Genomic DNA, 25,895 nt, shown 5'->3' on the forward strand with positions numbered 1-25,895 from the left:
CAGGATAAGGCCGCGCCCATGGATGCCAATGCGGGGCAGGACGGGCTGCCTGAGAACGAGAACGCCACTAGCTTCCACAGTGGCACCGAAGCCCAGGATCCTCGTCGCAGGAACCTGGGTGCGCTGGCCATGGTCTGGCGCGAGCTGTTCAAGTATCCCGGCCGCATGGCCATCGCCGGTCTGGCCCTGCTGACCACGGCGACTTCGACTCTCGCGATTCCCTACGGTTTCCGCCAGATCGTCGACCAGGGCTTTGCCCAGGGCGCCGATCCTTCGGCGATCCGCTGGTGGTTCGCCATGCTGCTGGGGGTCGTCACCGTGCTTTCGGTGGCGACGGCGATCCGCTTCTACAGCGTATCGTGGCTGGGCGAGCGCGTCGTCGCCGACGTGCGCCTGCGCGTGCAGCGCCACCTGCTGACGCTTTCGCCCAGTTTCTTCGAGGAAAACAGCCCCAAGGAAATCGCCTCGCGCATGACGGGGGACACCGCCATCATCGAGACGGTGGTGGGCACCACGGTTTCCGTCGCGCTGCGCAATGCGATCATGGCGGTGGGCGGGGTGGCCTATCTCTTCGTCCTGGCGCCGACGCTGACTTTGGGGCTTGTCGTCGCGATTCCGGTGGTGATCCTGCCGATCGCCGCCTTCGGTCGCCGCTTGCGCGCCGTCGCCCGCCAGAGCCAGGACCGCGTGGCCGATATCGGCGCCACCACCAGCGAGGTCTTCGGCGCCTTGCGCGTGGTCCAGGCCTTCAATCAGGAAGGGCGCGAACTGGAGCGCTTCTCCGGCGCGGTGGAGCGTACTTTCGAGACCGGCCGGCATCGCATCGCCCTGCGCGCGGTGATGACGGCAGTTATCATGTTCCTGATCTTCGCCTCGATCACCGTCATCATGTGGCGCGGTGCGATCGGGGTGGCCGAAGGGTCGATCACCGGCGGCACGATCGCGGCTTTCGTGGTGACGGCGGGCATCGTCGCAGGCGCCTTCGGCTCGCTCACCGAAGTCTATGGCGACCTTGTGCGCGGTGCCGGGGCGGCCAGCCGCCTCGCCGAACTGCTGAGCGAGCACCCGACGATCACCGCTCCGGCGCGCCCGCTCACCCTGCCTTCGCCGGGGCGCGGCAAGCTCGCCTTCGAGCGCGTGACCTTCCGCTATCCCTCTCGCCCCGAACTGGCGGCGCTCCACGATTTCAGCCTCTCGATCGAGCCGGGCGAGACGGTGGCGATCGTCGGGCCTTCGGGTGCGGGCAAGTCCACGCTGTTCCAGCTGGCCGAGCGATTCTACGATCCCCAGAGCGGCGCCATCAAGATCGACGGCGTGCCGCTGACCTCCGCCGATCCCTCCGAGATCCGCCGTCGGATCGCGCTCGTGCCGCAGGAAGGCGTGCTCTTCGCCGCTTCCGCGCGCGACAACGTGCGCTACGGCAACCAGGAGGCGGATGACGCGGCGATCTGGCAGGCGGCCCGCGCCGCCAATGCCGAGCGTTTCCTGCGCGAATTGCCGCAGGGTCTCGATACTTTCCTGGGCGAGGACGGTGCACGCCTGTCCGGCGGCCAGCGCCAGCGCCTCGCCATCGCCCGCGCCCTGCTGCGTGACGCGCCGATCCTGCTGCTCGACGAGGCTACCAGCGCGCTCGATGCCGAGAGCGAGCGGCTGGTGCAGGACGCGCTGGAACACCTGATGGAAAACCGCACGACCCTGGTGATCGCGCACCGCCTCGCCACCGTGCGCAAGGCGGACCGGATCGTGGTGATGGACGGCGGGCGCATCGTCGAGCAGGGCACGCATGAAAGCTTGAGCCAGGCGGGCGGGCTTTACGCAAGGCTGGCTTCGCTCCAGTTCGATGCCGATGCTGTCGCCGCCTTCGCTCGTTCGACGAACGCCTGATCCGCGACGACGAACGACATTTCAGGGCTGGCGTTGCCGAATATGGCAATTATGTTGCGCTGCTATCGACGGGCCGTTCCGGTTCGTCGCCGGACCGTTCGTGTCATGCAATTCAGAAAGGTGGGACCATGACCCGCATTCTCGGCCGGGTGCTCGCTTCGACGGCGCTCGCTACCGCTCTCAGCTTTTCCGCCGTACCGGCTCTCGCCGATGCTCCTGCCGCTTCGGATCCGATGCAGATCGATCCTGCGAAGATGGACTGGGGCAAGTCCGGCATCCAGACCCAGTGGCAGGACACGGCCGCCAAGCCCGGCGTGGACTTCGACAAGTTCGTGAACGGCAAGTGGGAAGCCGCCGTCGTGCTTCCGGCAGACCGCACCAACTGGGGCTCGTTCACCGCGCTGCGCGACCTTTCGGAACAGCGCGTCCATGCCATCATGAATGACCTGATCGCCTCGAAGCCCGCCGCCGGCACCGATGCCGCCCGCGTCGAGGCGGCCTATGCGGCCTTCATGGACGTCGACGCCATCAACAAGGCCGGTCTCGCCCCCGCGCAGCCCTATCTCGAGCGCATCTTCGCGGCCAAGACCCCCGACGACCTGATGAAGATCTTCGCATCGCCGGGCTTCGCCTCGCCGATCGGCGCCTATGTCGGTCCCGACGAGAAGCAGAGCGACATCAACGCCTTCCAGGTGGGAGTCGGCGGTCTCGGCCTGCCCGACCGCGACTACTACCTGAAGAACGACCAGCGTTCGCAGGACCTGCGCGCCAAGTACACCGACTATCTGACCTTCCTGCTGGGCAAGGCCGGTTATGCCGATCCGGCGACCGCCGCCAAGTCGGTCGTGGCGCTGGAAACCCGCATTGCCCAGGCCGACTGGGACCGTGCCGCCAGCCGCGACCCGGACCTCACCTACAACAAGCTGACCCTGGCCGAATTCGAAGGCCTCGGCACCCCCGGCCTGCTGCGCACCTTCATGGACACGATGGGCGCGGGCAAGGCGGGCTACGTGCTCGTCACCGAGATGCCGCCGACGCCGGAAGAGCTGAAGACCGCCCGCATCGATCCCGCCAAGGCACAGACCTTGTTCGGCGGCGGCGTTCCCGCCGTGGCCAAGCTGGTCTCGGACGTGCCGGTCGCCACCTGGCAGGCCTGGCTCGCGGCGCACTTCCTGCGCGGCAATGCCGCCGTGCTGCCCAGCGACATCGACGACGCCAATTTCGCCTTCTACGGCAAGGTCATGAGCGGCCAGCCCGAGCAGCGCGCCCGCTGGAAGCGCGGCGTCGCCGCGGTCGAGGGCATGGCCGGTGAACTGGTCGGCAAGATCTATGCCGAGAAGTACTATCCGCCCGAAGCCAAGGCAGCGATGACCGACCTGGTCGCCAACTTGCGCAAGGCCATGGCGGTCAACCTCAAGGACCTGGCCTGGATGGGCCCGGCGACCCGCAAGGAAGCCCAGGCCAAGCTCGATGCCTTCAACCCCAAGATCGGCGCTCCGGCGAAGTACAAGGAATACGAAGGCCTGACGTTCTCGGCCACCGATCCGCTCGGCAACGCGATTGCCGCCGGTTCGTGGGAGAACGACGACCAGATGAAGCGCATCGGCCAGCCGGTCGACAAGACCGAATGGTTCATGCTGCCCGAAACGGTCAACGCCTACTACAACCCGCCGTTCAACGAGATCGTGTTCCCGGCCGCCATTCTCCAGCCGCCGTTCTTCAACGTCTCGGCTGACCCGGCGGTCAATTACGGCGGCATCGGCGCGGTGATCGGCCATGAGATGGGCCACGGCTTCGACGACCAGGGCGCCAAGTCCGACGGCACCGGCAACTTGCGCGACTGGTGGAGCGCGGCGGACAAGGCCAACTTCCAGAAGCTCCAGGACCGTCTGGAAGCCCAGTACAACAGCTTCTGCCCGTTCGACGACGGCAAGACCTGCGTCAACGGCAAGCTGACCATGGGCGAGAACATCGGCGACCTCGGCGGCCTCAGCCTCGCCTACCGCGCCTACAAGCTCTCGCTGAACGGCAAGGAAGCCCCGGTGATCGACGGCCTGACCGGCGACCAGCGCTTCTTCATGGCCTGGGCGCAGGTATGGCGCAGCAAGTACCGCGAGGAATCGGTGCGCCAGCAGCTCATCACCGACCCGCACTCGCCCGCGCACTACCGCATCAACGGCATCGTCCGTAACTTCGACGAATGGTACAAGGCCTTCGACGTGAAGCCCGGCGACGCGCTCTACCTGCCGCCCGCCCAGCGCGTGCGCATCTGGTAAGAAAACGGTAAGAAAACAGGGGCTCGGTCTGATGAAGACCGGGCCCCGACTGCAAAATACGCCCAGCCGTATTTTCTGAACGACTATAGGGACTGGAGAGCCTCCGGGCGGGTTGACTTGGCCGGTGCGTCCGGCATGACCTGCGCCCCATGAGCTTGACCCTTACCGCGATCCTCCTCGGCATTGTCGAGGGCCTCACCGAATTCCTGCCCGTCTCCTCGACCGGCCACCTGATTCTGGCCACGCGGCTGTTCGGGTACGATTCGAGCCAGTGGGCCACTTTCAACATCGTCATTCAGCTGGGCGCGATCCTGGCGGTGATCGTGCAGTTCTGGCGCACGTTCTGGGCGGTGGGCATGGGGCTGCTCAAGCTCAATCCCACCTCGATCCGTTTCGTGCGCAACGTGCTGCTGGCGTTCATTCCCTCGGCCGTGCTGGGCCTGCTGTTCAACAATTATATCGAGGGCCTGCTGGGCGAACCCGCCGTGGTCGCCTGGGCGCTGATCATCGGCGGCATCGCCATCCTCGGGATCGAGAAAGTGGCCAAGCCCGGTCCGCTGACCGGCGTTTCCGAGCTGCCCGCCGTCAAGTGCATCGGCGTCGGCCTAGCGCAGTGCCTGGCGATGGTTCCCGGCGTCAGCCGTTCGGGCGCGACGATCATGGGCGCGCTGTCGATGGGTGTCGAGCGCCGGACGGCGGCCGAATTCAGCTTCTTCCTGGCGGTGCCGACGATGATCGGCGCAACGACGCTGGAACTGCTCAAGCATCACAAGGAACTGATGGCCGGTGCCGGTCCGGTGGGCTGGGGCGAGATCGGGATCGGTTTTGCCGTCTCCTTCGTGGTGGCACTGGTCGTCATCAAGGCCTTCATGGCCTTCGTCAGCCGCTCGGGCTTTGCACCGTTCGCCTGGTATCGTATCGTTGCCGGCGCACTTGCACTCTTCCTGCTTTCGCAGGTCTGATCAGGGATTTACGCCATGGCCGAGAAAGAACCCAAGAAGCTCGGCCAAAACAAACTGGGGCGTAAGGAATACGAAAAGCTGCTGGAGCCGATGCAGGAGGAGCTGGTGGGCATGGCCCGCTGGGCTTCCTCCACCGGCGCCCGCATCGTCGTCCTGTTCGAAGGACGGGACACCGCAGGCAAGGGTGGGGCGATCAAGGCCGTCGGCGGCCAGCTCAATCCCCGCCAGTGCCGCACCGTCGCGCTCACCGCGCCCAGCGAGCGCGAGCAAGGCCAATGGTACTTCCAGCGCTATGCAGAGCACCTGCCGACTCGCGGAGAGATCGTGCTGTTCGACCGCAGTTGGTACAACCGCGCCGGGGTCGAGAAAGTCATGGGCTTCGCGACCGGCTGGGAAGTGAAGCGCTTCCTCCAGCAGGCTCCGGTGTTCGAGCGCATGCTGGTCGACGACGGCATCCTGCTGTTCAAGTACTGGCTCGCCTGCGACCAGGATAAGCAGGAGGAGCGCCTCCACGAGCGACTCGACGATCCGCTCAAGCGCTGGAAGCTCTCCCCGATCGACGTCGCCGCGCGCGAGCGCTACGAGGACTACACCAAGGCGCGCGAAGTCATGCTCAAGGCCACGCACAAGAAGCATGCGCCCTGGACGGTGGTGGACTTCAACGACCAGCGAATCGGTCGGCTCACACTGGTGCGCGATCTGCTGGACCGCCTGCCCGACACCAAGGTCGAGCCGCAAACGATCAAGATGCCGAAACTGAATCACGCGCCCTACAACGAGAAATTCGGCGTTCTGGAGCCGATCGACTCCTTCGATGAGTCTTAGTTGAGTGCGCCATTCGCATCCGCGAATGGCTTGCGGCACCGGCCCACGCCCCCACCCGACCTACCATTTAGTGTACCCTTGATGGGAGGTCGGGTGGGGGCGTGGGCCGGTGCCGCACAAAACGGCCGAATGGCCGTTTTGACTGGGTGGAAGCCCAGTGGAAAAGACTCTTCCGCTTGACTTTGGGCTGTCACTATCGCATGGGCCGCAACCTTGAGGGGCGGCGCTCGATTGCCGCCCTGAAATTTTTCAACGGAACGCCGGCCGGCCAGGGCGGCTGAAACGAGAGATACAGGAAACCGCCATGGCGAAGCCCGCAACCGTCAAGATCCGTCTTGTCTCGACCGCCGACACCGGCTTCTTCTACGTCACCAAGAAGAACCCGCGCAACACGACCGAGAAGATGACCTTCCGCAAGTACGATCCCGTCGTGCGCAAGCACGTCGACTTCAAGGAAGCCAAGATCAAGTAAGGCTTCCTTCGGGAACTTTGCGATTAAGGGGCGGTTCAAGCCTGCAAACCCAATGGGAGCATCATGAACCGCACCTTCAAGATCTTTCGCTCTTGCGTAGGCGCGGCCAGTTTGGCCGCGCTTTGCGTTCCTGCCCTCCTTCCGGCGACGCCCGCGCTGGCTGCGCCATCCGATGATTCGGCGCAACTGAGCCAGGCCGTCGAGGCGCTGCGCGCGATCTCGACGATGAAGGCCGATTTCGTCCAGACGGACCGCAACGGCCAGAGCCTGACCGGCCAGTTGACGCTGATGCGTCCCGGCAAGATCCGCTTCCAGTACGAGAAGAGCGCCCAGATGCTGATCGTCAGCGACGGCAAGGCGCTGACCATGATCGACTACTCGGTGCGCCAAGTGCAGCGCTGGCCGATCAGCAACAGCCCGCTCGGCGCGCTGCTCGATCCCAAGCGCGACGTGGCGAAGTTCGGCACCGTCAAGCAGACCGGCAATCCCAACGTCGTCAGCATCGAAGTGCGCGACCGCTCGCATCCCGAGTACGGCGTCATAACCCTGATCTTCACCCGCAAGGCCTCGGCGCCGGGCGGGCTTGAGCTGAGCTACTGGGTCTCGCTCGATTCGCAGAACAAGCGCACCACGATCTCGCTGTCGAATCAGCGCTACGGTGTTCCGGTGACCGACAACGATTTCCGCTGGGTCGACCCGCGTCCTAGGACGCGCCGATAAGTACTCGTCGATAAGGCGCACCGCTTGGTCGCGAGTTGCCCGCTGGCTGCGACGGAATGCGACACTTTTCTGAATTCCGTTCACTTGCCAGCAAGCCAAGAGCACCTACATTGAGATGGTCAGAGCGGCTCGAGGCGGGTTTCCCCCCTGTTGCCCACGCCTCCACAAGGGTCCTCTGATTTAGCGTGACGAACGCTTACATGAACCCTCGGTCCTCTGCCCCCGGACCGAGGGTTTTTGTTTTTCGGGCTTGTGGTCTGGCCCATGCCGGGCTGCGAATGGCACCTGTCTGCGCTTCCGGTGCTCACGGCCAGAAGGCCGCTCCGCTCCGGTTCTCTACCGGCACCATTCTCGCTCCGGCCTGGACCAGACCACAAGCCCGAAAAAGTGCGCGTTCCTCCCCCTCGGGGGAGGGGGACCACGCGAAGCGTGGTGGAGGGGCACGGGCAGCATGTCGCTTCGTCGCCAGTGTTTTCGCCCGGCACCTCTGGCAATTGCGGGTTGGCATCCCTATTGCCTGCGGCATGAAAATCGCCACCTGGAACATCAATTCTGTCCGCCTTCGCATCGACCAGGTCGAGCGTTTCCTGACCGAGCAGTCGCCCGACGTGCTCTGCCTCCAGGAGATCAAGGTCGCCGAGCACCTCTTCCCGCACGAGATGTTCGAGCGAATCGGTTACACGCATCGCGCGATCCATGGGCAGAAGGGCTACCACGGCGTCGCCACGGTCAGCCGCGTGCCGTTCACCGAGTTCAGCCGCCATGACTGGCAGGACAACGGCGAGGCGCGCCATGTCGGCGTGGAGCTTCAGGGCGCCGGGCAGGGCATGATCCTGGAGAACGTCTACATCCCCGCCGGCGGCGACATCGCTGACCGCGAAGTGAACCTGAAGTTCGGCCAGAAGCTGGACTTCCTCGAACGCATGACGCGCTGGGCCGACAAGATCGACCGGCCCACCCTGATCGTCGGCGACTTCAACATCGCCCCGCTCGAATCGGACGTCTACGACCACAAGGCCCTGCTCAAGGTCGTCAGCCACACGCCGATCGAAGTGGAGACGCTCGGGCGCTTCCGCGATGCCCACGGCTGGGTCGATCTGGGCCGTGAATTCATCCCCGCGCCGGAACGCAACTATTCCTGGTGGTCCTATCGCAGCTACTGGCGCCAGAAGGACCAGGGCCGCCGCCTCGACCACATGTGGGCCTCGCCCGACCTTGCGAAGCAGGCGCGGGCGCACAGCTTCGTCGAGGAGACCCGCCGCTGGGAACAGCCGAGCGACCACGTTCCGCTCGTCACGGAGTTCGAGCTCTGAGCACCGACTTGCCTTCCGCCGGGTCGCGCCGGGTCGCGCTGGCGCTGGACGCGCTGCGCCATGGCTGGCCGGTGCGGATGGGCGAAGGCGCCGTCCTGCTCCCGGCCGAGACCGGCTTTGCACCGGGCGTTACGGCGCCCCGCATGCTGATCTCGGCGGCGCGGGCGGTGACGCTCAAGCTTGCCAACCAGCGCGAGGCGGCCGTTCCCGAGGCGCCCGTACTGATTCGCGCGGCAGAGCCGTTCGATCTGGAGACCGCCCGCGCGGTGGCGGACCCGGCGCTGGATCTGGCGCATCCGATGAAAGGCCCCTTCGCCGCCGAGCATATCGAAGACATCGATCTCGCTCGCACGGCGATGGAACTGGCGCGGCTCGCCGGTATCCTGCCTGCCTTCCTCGTCTCGCCCGACCTTGAAGGCGAGGCGCAGTCCGTCTCGCCTGCAGATCTCGCGGAATGGAAGGACACCGGGCGTCTCGTCATCGCCTCGCGCGCGCGCCTGCCGGTGGCGGCCTGCGAGGAAGCGGAGATCGTCGCCTTCCGTTCGCTGGACGACTTGCGCGAACATGTCGCACTGGTGATCGGCGAGCAGGACGGCGACCGGGCGCCGCTGGTGCGGCTCCACTCGGAATGCTTGACCGGCGATATCCTCGGCAGCCTGAAATGCGACTGCGGCCCGCAACTCGATGCGGCGCTGCGGGCCATGGCCGACGAGGCCAGGGACGGCGGCTGGGGCGTGCTGCTCTACCTCCGGCAGGAAGGGCGCGGCATCGGTCTCGTCAACAAGCTGAGGGCTTACAGTCTACAAGACCTTGGCTACGACACGGTGGATGCCAACAATCGCCTCGGCCTGCCGACCGAAGCGCGCGATTTCCCGGTGGCGGCGCGGATGCTCGACCTTCTGGGAGTCGCGGCGATCCGGCTGATGACCAACAATCCGGCCAAAGTCGCCGCGCTCGAAGGTGTCGGCGTCGAGGTGGTCGAGCGGGTGCCGCACCAGTTGCCACCGAACCCGCACAATGCGCGCTATCTCGAAACCAAGCGGGATCGCACCGGGCATATATTGTAGTTTGTCCGGACTGAAGTCCGGGCAAGAACAGGCGTTGACCTCTGCAGCAAAAAGCCCGGAGCGCGAACGAGGGTATGAGGGGGTGCCGCGCTCCGGGACCGTCGGTCAGGGGATCATGATGACGATCGATCCGACGACGGCTGCAACCGCGCCTATGAACAGCGCCGCCTTGCCGATGTCGCTCGGCTTGAAGCGGTCGTGATGCTGGGCGCGATATTCCTGAAACTGTTCGGCGATTTCCGGCATTCCGGCGAGCAGGCCGAGGTCGAGCGAAGTCGCGCGCCGGTTGAACCAGGCGTGGATTTCCTCAAGTTCGGCTTCCGTCAGCGCGGGATAGCGGACGAAGAGGGATGCCATGCGCTCGCGGTCGGCGGTGCGCAGGGCCTCGATATTTTCTGAAGACATGGCGGCTGTCCTTGATCTGCATTCGGGTACGGCGCGCGCGAAGGCGGCGCCGCGCGAGGCGGATCAGGCGAGCGGCGGTGCGGTGCTGTCGGGAAGCCGCGCGGGGTGACGGCGCGGCGGCGGGCCGCGGACATCGGGGCGCAAGTGCGGGCGCGTGGTCGCGGGCAGGAGGGCGAGGCGCGGGGCAGCGAAGGTGGTCGGCGCCATCGGCGGAAGCGCGGGCGTGGGCAGGGCCTGCGCCTTGCCGGATTCGACCCGGCGTCCGGTTGCCAGGGCCAGATCGGCGGTGGCCGCGCTGAAGGCCGAGCCTTGCGTTCGTTCCAGCGGTGCGCGAATCGGCTCGCCCGCCTGGAGGCCGATCGCCGCCAGCAGCAGCAGCCCCCAGATCCGGAAGCGGGTGAAGGAGGCCAGTATCTGTTGCGGGCCGCTCGGCATCCCCGAAAGCTAGGGTCAACGATGGGCCGAGGCAAGCCCGTCAGAGGGAGTAGCGCGCCCTCTCAGCGCTTCTCGAAAGAGGACAGACCCGTGCCCAACGCGTTTTCGCCGAGCTTCAGCGGCTCGCCCGACCAGTCGGCCACGAAGGCGCTGTGCCGGTCGATGCCGGGGGCGAAACGCGCATTGTTGCCTTCGACCGTCAGGCCCGCCGAAGGATGGCTGCGGTGCTCGGCGGCGACGGCGATGAAGGCGGAGTAGTTCTCCTTGTCGCGGCCCTGCACGAACCAGTTGCCGGCGATGCGCCCGGTGGCGCCTTCGGGCAGGTCGATCATGTAGTTCGTCTCGTGCCCGGCGGAATCGTCGAAGCTGGAGTTCAGCACCTCGATCCGCGCCGCACGGCTCTTCACGTAGTGGCCGCCGGTGCCTGCCTCGAAGCGGCTGCGTGTCACCGTCAGAGAACCATAGTTGCCGATATAGAGCGAATGCGCGCAGCCGGAGCCTTCGCAGGTGCCGAGGCGGGTGAAGGTGGACTTGTCGATCGCGATCGTGCCTTCCGGATCCTCGCCGCTGAGCAGGCCCTGCTCGCTGTCGCGGAACCAGGCCTGCGAGACCGAGAGGTTGCCGTGCTCCAGCCGCACGCCCGCGCCGTTCTTGTCCGGCACCCGGATATTGGCGAAGACCAGTCCCTCGATCCGCGCACCGCGTCCGCGCAGGACGAGCGCCGCCTTGTCCTCGCAGGCCTTGCCGTCGAGCACCGACTGGCCGGGGACCTGCGCCTGATAGGTGATCTCACCCTTGCTCTGCACCGCGCAGTCCGAGAAGCGCAGCGAGGCGAAGCGGATCGTGCCGTTGCCTTCGCCGATGGCGTCCACCGCGTCTTGCAGACGGGTGAAGCTGCGACCCGTCTCGACCACGGTATAGGGCGCGGCGTTCTCCGTCTGGCCGAACGAGGTGGCGGCGGGAACGGCGGCGAGCAGCGGAAGGCCGCAGGCAAGGGCGAGTCGGGTCGAGCGGTTCATGGCACCGGTCTAGCGCCTGTGGAGCGGAACGCTGCACAGGCTTTTGCCGCGTCCCACGGCGGGACAGAGCTTCGGGGCTATCGGCGCTCCTTTTGGCGGCGGCGCTCCGGCTTCGGTCGTGCCTTGAGGTCTACCATCTCGCTGTGGCTGACGATCCATAGCACCATGACGGCGGACCACAGCACTACGATCAGCGTGAAGGCGATAGCGATGGCTGTCACGTTTTCGGGAAAGCGCAGCAGCATCCATGCAAGGCCGAGACTCAGGGGCAGTAGCGGAAGCGTCCAGCCTGCAAGGGCCAGCCATCCGGCCCGGCCGCGCGGCTGGCATTTGAGCTGCCAGCCCCTCCGGTAGCAGATGAACAGGGTGTCTTCCTGGGGCATGGTGACTTCATCCTTGCGCTCGATCTCGGCGGGGCTTGTCTTGCGTGCCGTGCGCGCCTTCGCGACAACCAGAAAGATCGCCGTGATGGGCAGGAACAGTGCGAAGGCGAAAGCCTTGCCGCCCGACCAGGCGGAATGATCGAGCCACTTGATGCCCGCGAGTGCGGTGAAATAGGCGAGCAGCAGCAGCCAGCCCTGCCAGGCGATCGGCAGGCCGACGCCGAAGCCGAACCGGCGCGCGGCGAACCAGGCATGATGGTTCTGCGGTTCGTGCATCAGGTTTCGGCCTCCGGACACTCGGGTACGGCAGGCGGGCGGCCCCGGCGAGGCGGGGTGCTGGCCTCCACTTTCATGCCGCGCCGGGCGAGCGCCTCGCGCAGCAGCACTTCGACCTGGGCATTGACCGAGCGGAAGTCGGCCGCGGCGCAGCGTTCCAGCGCCTCGTGCAGCGCCGGGTCCAGCCGCAGGGCAAAGGCCTTCTTGCTCGGACTCGCCATCCGCCCGCGATCCTACTGGTATAGCGTGCCGGTATTGACGACCGGCTGGGTGTCCCGCTCGCCGCAGAGCACGACCATCAGGTTGGAGACCATCGCCGCGCGGCGTTCGTCGTCGAGTTCGACCACGTTCTTCTCGGAAAGCTGGGCAAGCGCCATCTCGACCATCGAGACCGCGCCTTCGACCAGCTTGCGGCGGGCGGCGATCACCGCTTCGGCCTGCTGGCGGCGCAGCATGGCTCCGGCGATCTCCGGCGCATAGGCAAGGTGGGTAAGGCCGCATTCGTCCACGGTGATGCCCGCCACGCGCAGGCGCTCGATCAGTTCGGTGCGCAGTTCGGCGTTCACCTGCTCGTGGCTGCCGCGCAGGGTGATCTCGGCATCCTCGACGTCGTCATAGGCATAGCGCGAACCGATCGAGCGCACGGCGGCTTCGATCTGGACGTTCACGAAGGCCTTGTAGTCGTCCACGTCGTAGAGCGCCTGCGCGGTATCGGCCACGCGCCAGACGACATTGGTGGCGATCTCGATCGGATTGCCGCGCAAGTCGTTCACCTTGAGCTTCTCCGACACGACGTTGTTGGCGCGCACCGAGATCTTGCGCTTGGCCATCCAAGGCCAGACCCAGCGCAGCCCCGCCACGCGGTCGGTGCCGCGATAGGAGCCGAACAGCGTGACCGCCGCCGCCTGATTCGGCTGGATCATGTAGAAGCCCGAGGCGATCAGCACTTCGGCGATCACGGCGGGAACGACGAGGGCGAGGAAACCCAGCACGGCGGAAGGGGCGGGATCGCCGCTCGCCAGCGTCACCACACCCATGAAGATGGCGGCAAGCACGCCGAGGAAGATCAGCAGCATGAGGTAGCCGTTCATGCTGGACGCCCTGATTTCATGGCTGGAGTTGATCGGAAGATGCGTATCGGCCATCGCGCGTTTCCCCTCTTAAAGTGATATCACCTTAATATCATAAGTGCACATTCGGTCAAGCAGGGTTGAAAAACGCGGATGCGATGGCTATGTGACGGGTGCGGGCCGGGCCCCTCTGGCGCGGCGTTTCCCTTGGAAGCGCCTCGTGATGTCGGACCGCATCGGGTGAAACCGATGCAGGTTCCGGGGTCCATTCAGCCCCCACAGCTCAGGCAACAGGAACCTTGTTTCGGGTCATCCGATCGAACCACCAACCGTTCGATAGGGATTTGACTATGACCGACCAGATGTTCCGCCTGCTTGAGCGAAACCAGAAGCTCGACGCCCTGCTGCGCCTCGCGCAGGGCAGACGCTTTGCCGATCCTTCGGAGATCGCAAGGCTGAAGAGACTGAAACAGGAGTTCAGGGGCAGACTTGCGCGGTTGCTACTCCCCCCAGCAATCGCGGCCAACGGTCTGTAACCCTCGCGCCGGCGCGTTCCCCCCATTTTCGCGTCGGCGCTTCCTGTTTCAATGTGTTTCGGGAGCAACCCCGTGGATTTTCTCTTTCATGACCTGCTGGGAACACCCGCATGGTTCTGGCTGGCCTTCGCCGGCCTCGTCTTCCTTCTGACCGCTTTCGACCTCGGCTTCCTGCACAAGGAAGACCGGGAGATGGGCATCGCCGAATCGCTGAAGCTCTCGGTGTTCTACATTGCCATCGCCATGGCCTTCGGCGGCTGGGTCTGGTGGGCCAAGGGTTCGGAAGACGGCATTGCCTACTTCACCGGCTATTTCATCGAGAAGGCGCTCTCGATCGACAACGTCTTTGTGATCTCGATGATCTTCGGCTTCTTCGCGATCGCGCCGAAGTACCAGTATCGCGCCTTGCTCTGGGGCATCCTGGCGGTGATCGTGCTGCGCGGCCTGATGATCGCGGGCGGCGTGGCGCTGGTCTCCCAGGCGCACTGGGTGATGTACCTGTTCGCCGCCTTCCTCGTGTTCACCGGCGTGAAGATGCTTTTCGCCAAGGAGCAGGACCCGGACATCGGCAACAACCCGGTGATTCGCTGGATCTCGCGCCACATGCGCGTGACCAAGGCGCATTACGGCGAGCACTTCTTCGTGCGGGAGCGCAACTCCGCGGGCCGGCTGGTCTGGGCGGCGACGCCGCTGTTCCTGGCGCTGGTGGTCATCAACCTCGCCGACCTGGTCTTCGCGGTGGACTCGGTGCCGGCGATCTTCTCGATCACCACCGACACCTTCATCGTCTACACCTCGAACATCATGGCGATCCTCGGCCTGCGCGCGCTCTACTTCGCGCTGGCGGCGATGGTGCACCGCTTCCACTACCTGAAGTATGCGCTGGCGCTGGTGCTGGTGTTCATCGGGGCGAAGATTCTGGTGGCCGACTTCGTGCTCGGCGGAGCAAAGTTCCCGCCGCTCGTCAGTCTCGGCGTGACCTTGGCGCTGATCGCGGGCGGCGTCGGCTGGTCCTTGTGGAAGACGCGGGGGGAGGAGCCGCAGCTCGGCCACTGACCCATCGGCCGTGAGTCGGTGGCCCGAGTCCTTCGGCTATGAACAGGAGGGGCGCGATGCTAGGGCGAGCGGATGGCGCGCCTCATCCTGTTCAACAAGCCCTACGACGTCCTCTCGCAGTTCACCGATGCGCGGTCGCCCACGCCGCGCGCGACGCTCTCGGACTTCATCGATCTGCCCGGCGTCTATCCGGCGGGGCGGCTCGACCGCGATAGCGAAGGGCTGCTGCTGCTCACCGACGACGGCCGCCTCCAGTCGCGGATTTCCGACCCGCGCTACAAGACCGCCAAGACCTACCTTGCGCAAGTGGAAGGCGAGCCGGACGAGGCGGCGCTCGAAGCGCTGCGCAACGGCGTCGTGCTGAACGACGGGCCGACTCGCCCGGCCTCGGCGCGGCGTATCGAGGATCCGCAGCTCTGGCCGCGCAATCCGCCCGTGCGCTTCCGCAAGACCGTGGCGGACTGCTGGATCGAACTGACCATTACCGAAGGCCGTAACCGTCAGGTCCGCCGCATGACCGCGGCGGTCGGCCATCCGACCCTGCGCCTCGTGCGCCAGCGCATCGGGGCGTGGTCGCTCGATGGTCTGGCTCCCGGAGAATGGCGCGAAATAGTGGTGTAAGTGCCCGACTTGCATTTTTCGCGATATACTCTATATAGGCCGAGCTACGTCGCCTGCGACGGGAACTGACGGCTGCATTTGGCAGCCTCTTCTCCCCATTTCAGCTGTCTGGCCCTCAAGGCCGATTCGCGCCTCACGCGCGGCAGCTTTGGGGCAACCCTTTTTTCGGACTGGATGCATTGGCCAAGGAAGAACTGCTGACCATGGAGGGTTTCATCGAAGAAATCCTTCCCGACGGACGTTTCGCCGTGGTGCTCGACAACGAGCATCGTATTATCGCCTATACCGCGGGCAAGATGCGCAAGTTTCGCATCCGCTCGGTCGTCGGCGATCGTGTACACGTTGAAATGACGCCTTACGATCTGACCAAGGGCCGGATCGTCTTCCGTGAACGCACCCCCGGACAGACGGGCGGTCCGCCCAAGCGGCGCAGCAATTTCAGAAGATAACAGGATGCGGCTCCGATGCCGCCTATAAGGACTACATGAACTACCAAAGACCGGACGCCTTCAAGCGCGTCCACGCTGTACCTCATTCCGTTCCGCTTCTTGCCGCCGGTTTCCGGCGCGAAGGCGAACCGGGAGCGCTCTCGCGGCAGGACCTGCGGCGCATCGTCGCTGCCATGGTCGACTGACCCTCCGGCCCGAAGAGCTTATGAAAAAACCCCCGCTGGCCTTTGCCCGCGGGGGTTTTTCATATCCGCTAAGGCGGAGCGGAAATCAGGCCGACTTCAGGTTGACCGCCGAAGCCTTGCCATTGCGGCCCACTTCGACGTCATAGGAGAGGCGCTGTTCCTTTTCGAGCGTTTGCATCCCGGCGTTCTGCACGGCGGTAATGTGGACGAAGCTGTCCTGGCCGCCGTCTTCCGGAGCGATGAAGCCGTAACCCTTGTCGGCATTGAAGAACTTTACGGTTCCGATCGGCATGTCTGCTTCCTTTCAAGAAACGAAGTTGGGCCTTCCGGAGGGAAGGCCGGTCGTGCGTCACATCGTCAATTGAAAGGAAATCGTCCCAGGCAAAGCGGACGGGAAAAGACTTTCCGCGCCCGCCATCCCGTGGCGACACCCCGTTGCAAATTCGACATCAGCAGGACGGATGTAGCATGGCCTACGGCCGATACCTAATGGCAACCGGTTAAGTCCCCGGAATCACGGGCGCGAGCCGTTTTCGCGGCTCGCATTGTTCCATGCAATCGTTTGGCTTCGGTTCCGACCTCAGCGTGTGCCGAGATCGCCCTTGCCCACGGTGCCGCTGGCCATGTCGAGCATGCGGTCGAGGCTCTTCTTGGCATCGAGGCGAAGCTGTTCGTCGATCTCGATGCGCGGCTCCAGGTCGCGCAGCGCGATGTAGAGCTTTTCCAGCGTGTTCAGCGCCATGTAGGGGCAGATGTTGCAGTTGCAGTTGCCGTCCGCACCCGGCGCGCCGATGAAGGTCTTGTTCGGGATGGCGAGCTGCATCTGGTGGATGATGTGCGGCTCGGTGGCGACGATCAGCGTGTCGGCATCCGTGGTCTTGGCATATTGCAGGATGCCGCTGGTCGAGCCGACGTAGTCCGCATGGTCGACGATATGCGGCGGGCACTCGGGATGCGCGGCGATCGGCGCGGTCGGGTGCTGCGCCTTCAGCTTGAGCAGTTCGGTTTCCGAGAACGCTTCGTGGACGATGCAGACGCCCGGCCACAGCAGCATCTCGCGCCCGAACTTGCGGCTGAGATAGCCGCCGAGGTGACGGTCCGGCCCGAAGATGATCTTCTGGTCGGCGGGGATCTGCTGGAGGATCGTCTCGGCGCTGGAGCTGGTGACGATGATGTCGGACAGCGCCTTCACCTCGGTCGAGCAGTTGATGTAGGTGAGTGCGATATGGTCCGGATGCGCGGCGCGGAATGCGGCGAACTTCTCGGGCGGGCAGGAATCTTCCAGGCTGCACCCGGCCTCGAGGTCGGGCAGCACCACGATCTTGTTCGGCGAGAGGATCTTGGCGGTTTCGGCCATGAATTTCACGCCGCAGAAGGCGATCACGTCGGCGTCGGTCTCGGCGGCCTTGCGGCTGAGTTCCAGGCTGTCGCCCACGAAGTCGGCCAGGTCCTGAAGCTCGGGACGCTGATAGTAGTGCGCCAGGATGACCGCATTGCGTTCCTTGCGCAGCCGCTCGATTTCGGCGCGCACGTCGATACCGGAAAGGTCGGCGGGCATTACGGTCATGGTATCCCTCTGTCTGGTCGCTCCGGCGTTTTACCGATGTTTCGGCTGCCGGGATTTGGCGCCTATCTAGGGATGCTTGTGGCGAGACCCAAGGAAAATATGGCGCGATCAGGCATCCGGTGCGCGCAGCGACCAGATATCATCCTGATGAGTCACGAGGTCGCGGCGTTCCAGATCGAGCAGGTGTGCCAGCACCGAACGCCCGGCGGCAGGCCAGAGGCGCTCGTCCACGCCCTTGTACATCTGCGGCACCATCGCCGCGACGGTGTGATTACCGCCTTCTATCTGCCGGAGAATCTGCCGCTCGCGCTGGCGACGATGACCGATCATCCCGCGCACGAGCTGGCGCGGCTTCTCCACCGCCGGGCCGTGGGCGGGGAAATAGACGGTGTCCTGCTCGCGTTCGTAGAGCTTCTGGAGGCTGGCGAGATAGTCGGTCATGTCCCCGTCCGGCGGGGAGACGACGCTGGTGGACCAACCCATGACGTGATCGCCGGTGAACACCGCGCCGGTTTCGCGCAGGGCGAAGCAGACGTGGTTGGAAGTATGGCCCGGGGTGGAGACGGCTTCCAAGGTCCAGCCCTGGCCCGAGATCGTCTCGCCGTCCGCCAGCACGCGGTCGGGGCGGTAGTCGGGGTCGAAGGCGGCATCGGCGCGCGGGCCGTCGTCGTCGAGCGTCAGCGGCGCGCAGCCGACGATCGGCGCGCCGGTCAGCGCCTTCAGCGGGGCGGCGGCGGGCGAGTGGTCGCGGTGGGTATGGGTGCAGCAGATCGCCACGACTTTCGCGTCGCCGACCGCTGCCAGCATTGCGTCCAGATGTTCGGGATCGGCCGGGCCGGGGTCGATCACCGCGACCTCGGGGCCGTCGCCGACGATATAGGTCTGGGTGCCTGTGAACGTGAAAGGCGAGGGGTTCCGCGCCAGCACGCGGCGCACGAGCGGGGCGATCCGCTCGGCTTCGGCATAGGGCTTCTCGATGTCTTTCAGCGCGTCCATGCGGCCGATATGGGGATTCGCGAAGGCCCTGTCGAGCGGCTCTCAGCTCGCGAGCCGACGTTCCAGGCGTTGGCGCAGGCGCTCGATCGCGCTCGGCTGCACTTCGCCGAACAGGCGCCAGCGGCTGTCGAGACGCAGCAGCCGGTCGTAGAAGCGCTGGGTGGTCTCGACCAGATCGACGATTTCCGGCTGCAGGCGTGCCAGCCCGGCCGTTTCCGAATGGCGCAGGTCCGGCGAGAGGCGGCCGTTGCGGCGCAGCTCGAAATGGCTGATCTCGCCCATGAAATAGGCGCGGTGGTTCAGCAGCCAGGCGATGGCATGCATCATCCGCGTGGTCGTGCGCAGACCTTCGCTCGACAGGGCCAGGCGCAAGGGTTCGTCATTGTCCGCTCTTCCCGGCCAATCGAAGACATGACGCACCTCGTCCGCCAGCAGCAGCGCTTCGCAATAGAGCGCCTCGACGATGCGTGGATTTATGGTCGCGGAGTTGGGCATGCGGGGCTGGTATTTCCGAACGGCGAGTCCGGGGCAACTGCCCGAATGGCATTTCCCGTGACGAATCCGGCCCTTGTCTCCAATCGGTACGGTTTTTTGCCCGGCCGCGAGGTCGAGCAAACTACGCGATGATATCCGGAATCAGGAAGTCCTCGATCACTGCGATCTGATCCTTCAGCCGCAGCTTGCGCTTTTTCAGGCGGGCGATCTGCAACTGGTCGCCGGCGCCAGGCATGGTCAGGGCATCGATCGCCGCGTCGAGATCGCGATGCTCGATCTTGAGGATTTCTAGGCGTTTACGCATTTCCTCTTCGGTCACGCCGGGATTTCCTACTCTCGAATGGCAGTCTGCGGATGCGAATTTTCCATGCCCTGCTCGACGCAGCAGACACGCGATTCACCGATATGAAGCATTAGCGCTCTTCGCAAGATGGGCCGGATGTGGTTCCATCCGTTTTGCGCCGGATTGCTCATGCCGAGTCGCCAAGAGAGGTCGCGGGCATGGGGGCCGGCCCACCCCCCGAAAATAGAGGAGAACCGTCCATGGATAGTTCGCACGTCAGCGCTCTGCAGCTCAAGCATGCCGGAATCGAAAGACAGATTCATGACGAGATGAGCCGCCCGATACCTGACGCAGCCATGATTCAGGCCCTCAAGAAGCGGAAGCTCAGGATCAAGGAAGAGATCTCCCGCCATTAAGCGCGTATAACGCTTCATCAGGCGCCTCCGGTGCGGCTCGTTCTCGGACGAGCGCATCGGGGGCAGCCGCGATTCGTTTACCCGGTGCTTCCTCCTCCAGGTGCAGAAGCGCAAACTTCCCTTTGTCCTACTAACACATCTTTTAACGCGCACTTTTGACGCCACCGCGTTTCCAAAGCGCTCGCTTTGGGTTACGCGGGTTTCATGACCAGCGGCGCCGTAGAAGCAGCACGAAACATCCTCACCCGCCTCCACGAGGTCATGGCGTCGCGAAATCACGCCCAGGCCAAGCTCAATACCGTGGTCGAAGTGATCGGCGAATGCCTCAACAGCGAGGTCTGCTCGATCTATCTCCTGCGCGAGGGCATGCTGGAGCTGTTCGCGACGCGGGGCCTTGCGCAGGAAGCCGTGCACGTCACCCGGATGGCGGTGGGCGAAGGCCTCGTCGGCACGATCGCCGACCGGATCGAAACGCTGAACCTGGCCGAAGCCGCCGCGCACCCGGACTTTTCCTATCGCCCCGAAACCGGCGAGGATCGCTACCACTCCTTCGCGGGCGTGCCGATCGTGCGCCGCGAGCGCGCCGCGGGCGTGCTCTGCGTCCAGCACGTCGAGCCGCGTCGTTACGAGGAAGTCGAGATCGAGGCGCTCCAGACGGTCGCCATGGTCCTGTCCGAACTCATCACCAATGCCGACCTGATCGACGAGGTGGACGTCCAAGGCTCGGGCGCGGCTCTGACCGGCCCGGAGCAGCTGCGCGGGTTGACGCTGGTGAAGGGGCTGGCCTCGGGGCAGGCGGTCTATCATCAGCCGCGCGTCAATATCGAGCATGTCGTGGCCGAGGATACCGAGGCCGAGCGCCAGCGCGTGATCCATGCTTTCGACAAGATGCGCGAGCAGATCGACCGCATGGCCAGCCAGGCTGAATTCGGCATGGGCGGCGAGCATGAGGAAGTGCTCGATACCTACCGCATGTTCGCCTACGACGAAGGCTGGACGCGGCGGATCAACGAGGCGATCGATTCCGGCCTCACCGCCGAAGCCGCGATCGAGCGCGTGCAGCAGCGCACCCGCATGCGCATGCGCCAGATCGACGATCCCCTGCTGGCGGACCGGATGCACGATCTGGAGGATCTGGCGAACCGCCTGCTGCGGATCGTCTCCGGCCAGATGGGCACTGCCGCCTCGCTGGGCCTGCGCAACGACGCGATCCTGATCGCCCGCAACCTCGGCCCGGCCGAACTGCTCGAATATGACAAGCGCCGCCTCAAGGGCGTCATCCTGGAGGAAGGCTCGCTCACCAGCCACGTCGTCATCGTCGCGCGGGCCATGGGCATTCCGGTGCTCGGCCGCGTGCGGGGCCTGCGCGGCGTGGTGCGCGAAGGCGACCAGCTTCTGCTCGACGCCGATCAGGCCAGCGCGATGGTTCGTCCTCCAGCCGGGGTGATAGAGGCTTTCGAGGCGCGCTTCGCCAAGAGCCGCCAGCGGCAGGCCGCTTATGCGGCCTTGCGCGAAGTGCAGCCGACCACCCGCGACGGCACTCGCATCCAGGTGATGATCAACGCGGGCCTGCGTGATGATATCGCCAATCTCAGCCAGACCGGCGCCGACGGCATCGGCCTGTTCCGCACCGAGTTTCAGTTCCTGGTCTCGGCCACGCTGCCCTCGCGAGAGCGGCAGACGCGGCTCTATCGCGACGTGATGGAGGCTGCCGGGGACAAGCCGGTGAAGTTCCGCACCGTCGACATCGGCGGCGACAAGACCCTGCCGTACCTCCGCCACGACGACGGCGAGGGCGAGGAGAATCCGGCGATGGGCTGGCGCGCCCTGCGCGTCGCGCTCGAACGCGAGGGATTGCTCAAGGTGCAGGCACGCGCGCTGCTGGAAGCGGCGGGTGGGCGCACGCTCCATGTCATGTTCCCGCTGGTGGCCGAGCCTTGGGAGTTCGACCAGGCCAAGGCCGTCTTCGAAAAGCAGCTCGCTTTCCTGCGCAGCCAGAAGAAGCAGCTGCCCGAGGCGATCCACTACGGGATCATGCTGGAGGTTCCGGCTCTGGCGGAACAGCTCGACCTGCTGGCGCCGAAGATCTCGTTCCTGTCGATCGGCACCAACGATCTCACCCAGTTCCTGTTCGCCGCCGATCGCGCCAATCCCAAGCTGGCCGAGCGCTACGACTGGGTGAGTCCGGCGATCCTGCGCTTCCTGCGCCGGGTGGTCCGCAGCGTGGACGGGCACAATGTCGATATCGCCGTCTGCGGCGAGATGGGCGGTCGCCGACTGGAGGCCCTGGCGCTGCTGGGGCTGGGCATCCGGCGCCTGTCGATCACCCCGGCTTCGGTCGGCCCGATCAAGGATCTCGTCGGTCAGATCGATATCGGCGAGATCGAGGCGGCCATGGCAGGTTGGTTGGCCCATCCGCCTCAGGACATGCGCGCAGCGCTGACCGCCTGGGCCGCCGAGCGCGATATTGCCGTGGATTGAGGGACGGAATGAGAATCCGGCGGGGATAATGTGCCTGTTCCGCGAGAGAACTCTGGATTTCCCCCGATTCACGTCTTGAGCGAGAATTGACATAAAGCAGACTTGCGGGGATGTTACTCGCCGTGCACGGGGTCGCATCCGCCGCAAAACGATCGAGTTGTCCGCTGTGTCGTGATTGACTTTGGATTCTCGCGCGGTTTGGTGGATTCCCGTCAGGTTCAAATCTACCATCCCTTCGGGAGCGGAATGGAAAACGTTGAAAATCAAGAGCCGTCCGAAGGTATGGCCGATGTCGGGGCCGGTGGCTCTTCGTCTACAGTAGGTGCGACTTTCCGAAAGGCGCGCGAGGCGGCGGGGCTGACCCTTGCGCAGATCGCCGTCAAGACGAGGATTGCCGAGCGCCACCTTTCCGCCATCGAGGAAGATCGTCTGGGTGATCTGGCCGCGCGCACTTATGCCGTCGGCTTTTCCCGCACTTATGCCCGTGCCCTGGGGCTGGACGACAAGGCCATTGCCGAACAGGTCCGCCGCCAGCTCGATGCCGAGGGCGCGCGCGAGCCGGTCGTGGTTCCGCATTTCGAGCCGGGCGACCCGGCCCGTGTTCCTTCCGTGCGCCTCGCTTGGGTCGCCGCTGCCGGTGCGGTCGTGGTGATCGCGCTGCTGCTGGTGTTCTGGAGCAGCTATCTCTCGCCCGAGGGACAGCTTCCCGATCTGACGTCCGATGCGCCGAAGCCCGCCGCCACCGTCGCCGCGACGCAGGCTCCGGCGCCCGCGCCGCAGCCGACCAATGGTCCGGTCGTGCTCACGGCCACCGTCGACGGCGTCTGGCTGCGCGTGACCGACAATACCGGCAAGCTGCTGGAAAAGACGCTGAAGCAGGGCGAAAGCTGGACCGTGCCGCAAGGTGCGCAGGCCCCGCAGCTTCGTCTCGGCCGTCCTGACGGTCTGGCGATCACGGTCGGCGGCAAGGCCCTTGCCCCGCTGGCGACCAAGCCCACGGTGATGTCCGGTGTCTCGCTGCTTCCCGCCGACCTGCTGGCGCGGGGGCAGGCGACGGCGCCGGTCTCTGCACCGGCTCCGGCAGCGACGGTCCCCACCGCAGGCGCATCGGCTCCGGCTGCGCTTTCCACCACTTCGAACTGAGCCTGCCTCGACAAGGTGGCCACGCTTGCGGCAATTCCGCCCGCAAGGCATTTTCTGGTTAACGAGCGGTTCCGTTTCTCCTGTCCATGGCGTCGCGGAACCCGATAGGGCGCGCGGGGCGCCCTGACACGGAGTAGACTTGGCGATGAACCGTTTTTCGATGGATCTGCGCAGCATGCGCCTTGCCGCGACGAGCGTCGTGGCATTTGCGCTGGTGGGCGCAAGTCTGCCGGCCCAGGCGCAGGACAACACCAATACCCGCCTGAACAAGGTGGAATCCGAAGTCCGCGCCCTCCAGCGCAAGGTATTTCCGGGCGGCGACGGCAAGTTCTTCGAGCCGCAGATCACGCCCGCCACGCCGACTCCCACGCCGATGCCGGGCCAGCCCGCCTCGACGCCGATCGCCGATGTGCTCGTCCGCATCGATGCGGTGGAAGGCCAACTGCGCCAGCTGACCTCGCAGGTCGAGCAGAACACCAACCGCATCAACCAGCTTGAGGCGCGCCTTGCGGCCGGTGCCGCCGCCGCGCCGGAGCCGGGTGCGATGTCGCCCGCACCGATCCAGCAGCAGCCCGCTCCCGGATTTTCGCCCGCGCCTGCGCCGACTCCGGTAACGGCTGCCCCATCGCGTCCGGCCGCTCCGTCGAACTCGCGGATCGAGGCGGTTCGTGCCGTCGTCAAGCCGCAGTCCGGCGATGCCGCCGACGACGAGTACAGCTACGGCTTCCGCCTCTGGGAAGCGAAGTTCTATCCCGAGGCACAGCAGCAGCTTAAGCTCTACCTCGAAAAGTATCCCAAGCACCCGCGCGCGAGCTTTGGTCGCAACCTGCTGGGTCGTGCCTATCTGGACGACGGCAATGCGCTGGAAGCGGCCAAGTGGTTCGTCCAGAACTACCAGACCGACAAGCGCGGCGACCGTGCGCCGGACAGCCTGCTCTATCTCGCCGTGTCGATGAAGCAGCTCAAGGACACCAAGCGCGCCTGCATTGCGCTGGCCGAATTCAGCGAGACTTACGCAGCGGAAGCGGCCGGTCGCCTCAAGGGCACTTACGATTCCACCCGCAGTGGGCTCAAGTGCGCCTGATCCGGTGTTGACCCCCGTCCTCGCGCCCGAGACTGTCGAACGGTTTCGGGCGGGGCTGGCGGCGGTCTGGCCGGAGATCGAGAGCGATGCCCGCCTCGCCGTGGCCGTCTCCGGCGGGCCGGACAGCACGGCGCTCCTGTTGCTGGCCCATGCAGCGGTGCCGGGACGGGTGGAAGCCGCGACCGTCGATCACGGGCTGCGGCCCGAGAGCGCGGAAGAAGCCGCTGCCGTGGCCGCGCTCTGCGCCGAACTCGGGGTTCCGCACGAGACTCTGACGGTCGAGGTCGCGCCGGGCAATGTCCAGGCCGAGGCACGAGCCGCGCGTTATGCGGCCATGGCGGCGTGGATCGAACGCCGGGGGCTTGCCGCCCTCGCCACCGCTCATCATGCCGACGATCAGGCCGAGACCCTGCTCATGCGCCTCAACCGCGCCAGCGGCGTTGCCGGCTTGGCCGGTGCGCGCGGTCGCGGGAAGGTGCCGGGCACGCCGATCCCGCTGCTGCGGCCGGTGCTCGACTGGCGCCGCGCCGAGCTGGGCGCGGTCGTCGAGCAGGCCGGTGTCGATACCGTGCAGGACCCGAGCAACGCCAACGACCGTTTCGACCGTGTTCGCATTCGCAAGGCGCTCGCCTCGGCCGAGTGGCTGGATGTGGCCGCCGTGGCCCGCTGCGCCGAGCATTTGGCCGAAGCCGATGCGGCGCTGGACTGGATGGCGGCGCTGGAATGGCGCTCTTGCGTGAGTAAGGAGCCGATGGGCCTGCGCTATCGCCCCCAGGCGCCGCGCGCCGTCGTGCTGCGGGTGCTGGCGCGCTGCGTCACCGAACTCGGCGGCGAGGAGCCGCGCGGCGGCGCCGTGGCGCGCTTGCTGGAGAGTCTGGGGGAAGGTCGCCCGGCCTCGATTGGCGAACTCGTGGTGCGGCCCAATGCCGGCGGCTGGAGCTTCGCACGGGCGCCGGTGCGCGCGGCGCGCAGGAAAACGTAAGCCGTCCCTATCGGTGGGAACACAGCGCCTTGCGCGGTTCTCCCGATCCGGGAAACCCGTCAGCCCCGCAAACCCGTGGCGTCATGGGCCGAACAGGTATAAGGGCGCGCGGATGTTACGCTTGTCCGACCTTACCCTGCCGCTCGACCATGCTCCCGAGGACCTTGACGCCGCCGTCTGCGCGCGGCTGGGAATCGCGGCGGAAGAACTGGAACGCGTCATCGTGGTGCGCCGGGGCAACGACGCGCGGCGGAAGAACGCGATCAAGCTGGTCTACACGCTCGACCTGGTACTGACGGACGAGGCGAAAGTCCTGGCTGCCCACCACGGCGACCAGCATGTCCGCCCGACGCCCGATACCTCGTACAAGTTCGTCACCCACGCGCCCGCCGACTACGACGGGCCGCGCCCGGTGGTGATCGGCGCCGGTCCCTGCGGACTGCTGGCGGCGCTGGTGCTGGCGCCGGCGCTGCGGCAGCGGATGGCGTGGGACT

Annotated in this window: 29 protein-coding genes and 1 pseudogene; 19 read left to right on the top strand and 11 right to left on the bottom strand. The window is 65.7% G+C overall.

What is annotated here, in order from left to right; translation table 11 throughout:
• The first annotated feature begins 18 nt into the window (after window positions 1-18).
• From V7066_RS03940 to ribA, 8 genes are all read left to right on the top strand, one after another.
• Entirely contained in the window at window positions 19-1,884 is a 1,866-nt protein-coding gene (locus tag V7066_RS03940; RefSeq protein ID WP_334181932.1) for an ABC transporter transmembrane domain-containing protein, read from the top strand.
• A gap of 128 nt (window positions 1,885-2,012) precedes the next feature.
• Window positions 2,013-4,160: a M13 family metallopeptidase gene (locus V7066_RS03945; protein ID WP_334181933.1), complete on the top strand. Its 2,148-nt coding sequence runs from the start codon at window positions 2,013-2,015 to the stop codon at window positions 4,158-4,160.
• Between the two features lie 149 nt (window positions 4,161-4,309).
• On the top strand, window positions 4,310-5,122 hold the full coding sequence (locus V7066_RS03950) for an undecaprenyl-diphosphate phosphatase (protein ID WP_334181934.1): 813 nt from the start codon (window positions 4,310-4,312) through the stop codon (window positions 5,120-5,122).
• A gap of 15 nt (window positions 5,123-5,137) precedes the next feature.
• Window positions 5,138-5,947, top strand: coding sequence for a polyphosphate kinase 2 (ppk2, locus tag V7066_RS03955; protein ID WP_334181935.1), 810 nt, complete (start codon window positions 5,138-5,140; stop codon window positions 5,945-5,947).
• A gap of 304 nt (window positions 5,948-6,251) precedes the next feature.
• On the top strand, window positions 6,252-6,419 hold the full coding sequence (gene rpmG / locus V7066_RS03960) for a 50S ribosomal protein L33 (protein ID WP_021232219.1): 168 nt from the start codon (window positions 6,252-6,254) through the stop codon (window positions 6,417-6,419).
• Between the two features lie 63 nt (window positions 6,420-6,482).
• Window positions 6,483-7,139 (top strand): LolA family protein, encoded by a 657-nt coding sequence (locus tag V7066_RS03965; protein WP_334181936.1) that lies wholly within the window; start codon window positions 6,483-6,485, stop codon window positions 7,137-7,139.
• 524 nt (window positions 7,140-7,663) lie between these two features.
• A complete protein-coding gene (gene xth, locus V7066_RS03970) occupies window positions 7,664-8,452 on the top strand; it encodes an exodeoxyribonuclease III (RefSeq protein WP_334181937.1) in 789 nt (262 codons plus the stop codon).
• Window positions 8,401-9,519, top strand: a complete 1,119-nt coding sequence (ribA, locus tag V7066_RS03975; protein WP_334181972.1) for a GTP cyclohydrolase II — start codon at window positions 8,401-8,403, stop codon at window positions 9,517-9,519. Before xth ends, ribA begins: the two co-directional genes overlap by 52 nt.
• A gap of 105 nt (window positions 9,520-9,624) precedes the next feature.
• Here ribA and V7066_RS03980 read toward each other — a convergent pair whose 3' ends face one another.
• The 6 genes from V7066_RS03980 to V7066_RS04005 all read right to left on the bottom strand — a co-directional run bounded on the left by V7066_RS03980 (window position 9,625) and on the right by V7066_RS04005 (window position 13,182).
• A complete protein-coding gene (locus tag V7066_RS03980; RefSeq protein ID WP_334181938.1) occupies window positions 9,625-9,924 on the bottom strand; it encodes a hypothetical protein in 300 nt (99 codons plus the stop codon).
• Between the two features lie 63 nt (window positions 9,925-9,987).
• The gene (locus V7066_RS03985; RefSeq protein ID WP_334181939.1) at window positions 9,988-10,359 is read right to left on the bottom strand and encodes a hypothetical protein; all 372 of its coding nucleotides are present in this window, start codon (window positions 10,357-10,359) and stop codon (window positions 9,988-9,990) included.
• A 62-nt stretch (window positions 10,360-10,421) separates the two neighbouring features.
• Window positions 10,422-11,378 (bottom strand): right-handed parallel beta-helix repeat-containing protein, encoded by a 957-nt coding sequence (locus V7066_RS03990; protein WP_334181940.1) that lies wholly within the window; start codon window positions 11,376-11,378, stop codon window positions 10,422-10,424.
• 77 nt (window positions 11,379-11,455) lie between these two features.
• Entirely contained in the window at window positions 11,456-12,037 is a 582-nt protein-coding gene (locus V7066_RS03995) for a hypothetical protein (RefSeq protein WP_334181941.1), read from the bottom strand.
• Window positions 12,037-12,258, bottom strand: coding sequence for a toxin-antitoxin system HicB family antitoxin (locus V7066_RS04000; protein WP_334181942.1), 222 nt, complete (start codon window positions 12,256-12,258; stop codon window positions 12,037-12,039). The genes V7066_RS03995 and V7066_RS04000 overlap by 1 nt, the downstream gene beginning before the upstream one ends.
• A 12-nt stretch (window positions 12,259-12,270) precedes the next feature.
• Window positions 12,271-13,182 carry an SPFH domain-containing protein gene (locus V7066_RS04005; protein WP_334181943.1) on the bottom strand — a complete coding sequence of 304 codons (912 nt, stop codon included), beginning with the start codon at window positions 13,180-13,182 and terminating at the stop codon, window positions 12,271-12,273.
• A gap of 275 nt (window positions 13,183-13,457) precedes the next feature.
• On the opposite strand from V7066_RS04005, the gene V7066_RS04010 reads away from it, so the two are divergent.
• From V7066_RS04010 to V7066_RS04030, 5 genes are all read left to right on the top strand, one after another.
• Complete coding sequence (locus V7066_RS04010) at window positions 13,458-13,643, top strand: DUF465 domain-containing protein (protein WP_334181944.1); 186 nt, start codon at window positions 13,458-13,460, stop codon at window positions 13,641-13,643.
• A gap of 72 nt (window positions 13,644-13,715) precedes the next feature.
• The gene (locus tag V7066_RS04015; protein ID WP_334181945.1) at window positions 13,716-14,699 is read left to right on the top strand and encodes a TerC family protein; all 984 of its coding nucleotides are present in this window, start codon (window positions 13,716-13,718) and stop codon (window positions 14,697-14,699) included.
• Window positions 14,700-14,771: 72 nt separating this feature from the next.
• Window positions 14,772-15,320 carry a pseudouridine synthase gene (locus V7066_RS04020; protein ID WP_334181946.1) on the top strand — a complete coding sequence of 183 codons (549 nt, stop codon included), beginning with the start codon at window positions 14,772-14,774 and terminating at the stop codon, window positions 15,318-15,320.
• 179 nt (window positions 15,321-15,499) lie between these two features.
• Window positions 15,500-15,769, top strand: a complete 270-nt coding sequence (gene infA / locus V7066_RS04025) for a translation initiation factor IF-1 (protein ID WP_334181947.1) — start codon at window positions 15,500-15,502, stop codon at window positions 15,767-15,769.
• A 35-nt stretch (window positions 15,770-15,804) separates the two neighbouring features.
• Window positions 15,805-15,954, top strand: a complete 150-nt coding sequence (locus tag V7066_RS04030) for a hypothetical protein (protein WP_334181948.1) — start codon at window positions 15,805-15,807, stop codon at window positions 15,952-15,954.
• 85 nt (window positions 15,955-16,039) lie between these two features.
• Here the strand turns inward: V7066_RS04030 and V7066_RS04035 are convergent, their stop codons facing one another.
• From V7066_RS04035 to V7066_RS04055, 5 genes are all read right to left on the bottom strand, one after another.
• Window positions 16,040-16,246, bottom strand: coding sequence for a cold-shock protein (locus V7066_RS04035; protein WP_334181949.1), 207 nt, complete (start codon window positions 16,244-16,246; stop codon window positions 16,040-16,042).
• A gap of 288 nt (window positions 16,247-16,534) precedes the next feature.
• Window positions 16,535-17,521, bottom strand: a complete 987-nt coding sequence (nadA, locus tag V7066_RS04040; protein WP_334181950.1) for a quinolinate synthase NadA — start codon at window positions 17,519-17,521, stop codon at window positions 16,535-16,537.
• A gap of 108 nt (window positions 17,522-17,629) precedes the next feature.
• Window positions 17,630-18,517 carry an MBL fold metallo-hydrolase gene (locus V7066_RS04045; protein ID WP_334181951.1) on the bottom strand — a complete coding sequence of 296 codons (888 nt, stop codon included), beginning with the start codon at window positions 18,515-18,517 and terminating at the stop codon, window positions 17,630-17,632.
• A gap of 42 nt (window positions 18,518-18,559) precedes the next feature.
• Complete coding sequence (locus V7066_RS04050) at window positions 18,560-19,012, bottom strand: DUF1465 family protein (RefSeq protein ID WP_334181952.1); 453 nt, start codon at window positions 19,010-19,012, stop codon at window positions 18,560-18,562.
• A 121-nt stretch (window positions 19,013-19,133) separates the two neighbouring features.
• Window positions 19,134-19,331 carry a YdcH family protein gene (locus V7066_RS04055; protein WP_334181953.1) on the bottom strand — a complete coding sequence of 66 codons (198 nt, stop codon included), beginning with the start codon at window positions 19,329-19,331 and terminating at the stop codon, window positions 19,134-19,136.
• A 224-nt stretch (window positions 19,332-19,555) separates the two neighbouring features.
• On the opposite strand from V7066_RS04055, the gene V7066_RS04060 reads away from it, so the two are divergent.
• The 6 genes and pseudogenes from V7066_RS04060 to V7066_RS04085 form a co-directional block, all read left to right on the top strand.
• Window positions 19,556-19,711, top strand: coding sequence for a YdcH family protein (locus V7066_RS04060; RefSeq protein WP_086490165.1), 156 nt, complete (start codon window positions 19,556-19,558; stop codon window positions 19,709-19,711).
• A 204-nt stretch (window positions 19,712-19,915) separates the two neighbouring features.
• The gene (gene ptsP / locus V7066_RS04065; protein ID WP_334181954.1) at window positions 19,916-22,192 is read left to right on the top strand and encodes a phosphoenolpyruvate--protein phosphotransferase; all 2,277 of its coding nucleotides are present in this window, start codon (window positions 19,916-19,918) and stop codon (window positions 22,190-22,192) included.
• A gap of 246 nt (window positions 22,193-22,438) precedes the next feature.
• A complete protein-coding gene (locus tag V7066_RS04070) occupies window positions 22,439-23,335 on the top strand; it encodes a helix-turn-helix domain-containing protein (protein ID WP_334181955.1) in 897 nt (298 codons plus the stop codon).
• Window positions 23,336-23,480: 145 nt separating this feature from the next.
• On the top strand, window positions 23,481-24,419 hold the full coding sequence (locus V7066_RS04075; protein ID WP_334181956.1) for a tetratricopeptide repeat protein: 939 nt from the start codon (window positions 23,481-23,483) through the stop codon (window positions 24,417-24,419).
• 4 nt (window positions 24,420-24,423) lie between these two features.
• Window positions 24,424-25,401: a tRNA lysidine(34) synthetase TilS gene (gene tilS / locus V7066_RS04080; protein ID WP_334181957.1), complete on the top strand. Its 978-nt coding sequence runs from the start codon at window positions 24,424-24,426 to the stop codon at window positions 25,399-25,401.
• Between the two features lie 112 nt (window positions 25,402-25,513).
• Window positions 25,514-25,895: pseudogene (locus V7066_RS04085) on the top strand (hypothetical protein); the annotation flags it as partial.

This window comes from Novosphingobium sp., from assembly GCF_036820275.1.
Lineage (GTDB): Bacteria > Pseudomonadota > Alphaproteobacteria > Sphingomonadales > Sphingomonadaceae > Novosphingobium.

Bases quoted from the DNA above. Each gene is read 5' to 3' on its own strand.
- rpmG (WP_021232219.1), top strand. From the start codon at position 6,252: ATGGCGAAGCCCGCAACCGTCAAGATCCGTCTTGTCTCGACCGCCGAC.
- V7066_RS03965 (WP_334181936.1), top strand. From the start codon at position 6,483: ATGAACCGCACCTTCAAGATCTTTCGCTCTTGCGTAGGCGCGGCCAGT.
- V7066_RS03985 (WP_334181939.1), bottom strand. From the start codon at position 10,359: ATGCCGAGCGGCCCGCAACAGATACTGGCCTCCTTCACCCGCTTCCGG.
- ppk2 (WP_334181935.1), top strand. From the start codon at position 5,138: ATGGCCGAGAAAGAACCCAAGAAGCTCGGCCAAAACAAACTGGGGCGT.
- ptsP (WP_334181954.1), top strand. From the start codon at position 19,916: ATGACCAGCGGCGCCGTAGAAGCAGCACGAAACATCCTCACCCGCCTC.
- xth (WP_334181937.1), top strand. From the start codon at position 7,664: ATGAAAATCGCCACCTGGAACATCAATTCTGTCCGCCTTCGCATCGAC.
- V7066_RS04010 (WP_334181944.1), top strand. From the start codon at position 13,458: ATGACCGACCAGATGTTCCGCCTGCTTGAGCGAAACCAGAAGCTCGAC.
- V7066_RS03950 (WP_334181934.1), top strand. From the start codon at position 4,310: ATGAGCTTGACCCTTACCGCGATCCTCCTCGGCATTGTCGAGGGCCTC.
- V7066_RS04020 (WP_334181946.1), top strand. From the start codon at position 14,772: ATGGCGCGCCTCATCCTGTTCAACAAGCCCTACGACGTCCTCTCGCAG.
- V7066_RS04045 (WP_334181951.1), bottom strand. From the start codon at position 18,517: ATGGACGCGCTGAAAGACATCGAGAAGCCCTATGCCGAAGCCGAGCGG.
- V7066_RS04030 (WP_334181948.1), top strand. From the start codon at position 15,805: ATGAACTACCAAAGACCGGACGCCTTCAAGCGCGTCCACGCTGTACCT.
- V7066_RS04060 (WP_086490165.1), top strand. From the start codon at position 19,556: ATGGATAGTTCGCACGTCAGCGCTCTGCAGCTCAAGCATGCCGGAATC.
- V7066_RS03940 (WP_334181932.1), top strand. From the start codon at position 19: ATGGATGCCAATGCGGGGCAGGACGGGCTGCCTGAGAACGAGAACGCC.
- V7066_RS03980 (WP_334181938.1), bottom strand. From the start codon at position 9,924: ATGTCTTCAGAAAATATCGAGGCCCTGCGCACCGCCGACCGCGAGCGC.
- V7066_RS03945 (WP_334181933.1), top strand. From the start codon at position 2,013: ATGACCCGCATTCTCGGCCGGGTGCTCGCTTCGACGGCGCTCGCTACC.
- V7066_RS04075 (WP_334181956.1), top strand. From the start codon at position 23,481: ATGAACCGTTTTTCGATGGATCTGCGCAGCATGCGCCTTGCCGCGACG.
- V7066_RS03990 (WP_334181940.1), bottom strand. From the start codon at position 11,378: ATGAACCGCTCGACCCGACTCGCCCTTGCCTGCGGCCTTCCGCTGCTC.
- V7066_RS04035 (WP_334181949.1), bottom strand. From the start codon at position 16,246: ATGCCGATCGGAACCGTAAAGTTCTTCAATGCCGACAAGGGTTACGGC.
- V7066_RS04050 (WP_334181952.1), bottom strand. From the start codon at position 19,012: ATGCCCAACTCCGCGACCATAAATCCACGCATCGTCGAGGCGCTCTAT.
- V7066_RS04000 (WP_334181942.1), bottom strand. From the start codon at position 12,258: ATGGCGAGTCCGAGCAAGAAGGCCTTTGCCCTGCGGCTGGACCCGGCG.
- V7066_RS04005 (WP_334181943.1), bottom strand. From the start codon at position 13,182: ATGGCCGATACGCATCTTCCGATCAACTCCAGCCATGAAATCAGGGCG.
- nadA (WP_334181950.1), bottom strand. From the start codon at position 17,521: ATGACCGTAATGCCCGCCGACCTTTCCGGTATCGACGTGCGCGCCGAA.
- V7066_RS03995 (WP_334181941.1), bottom strand. From the start codon at position 12,037: ATGCACGAACCGCAGAACCATCATGCCTGGTTCGCCGCGCGCCGGTTC.
- V7066_RS04070 (WP_334181955.1), top strand. From the start codon at position 22,439: ATGGAAAACGTTGAAAATCAAGAGCCGTCCGAAGGTATGGCCGATGTC.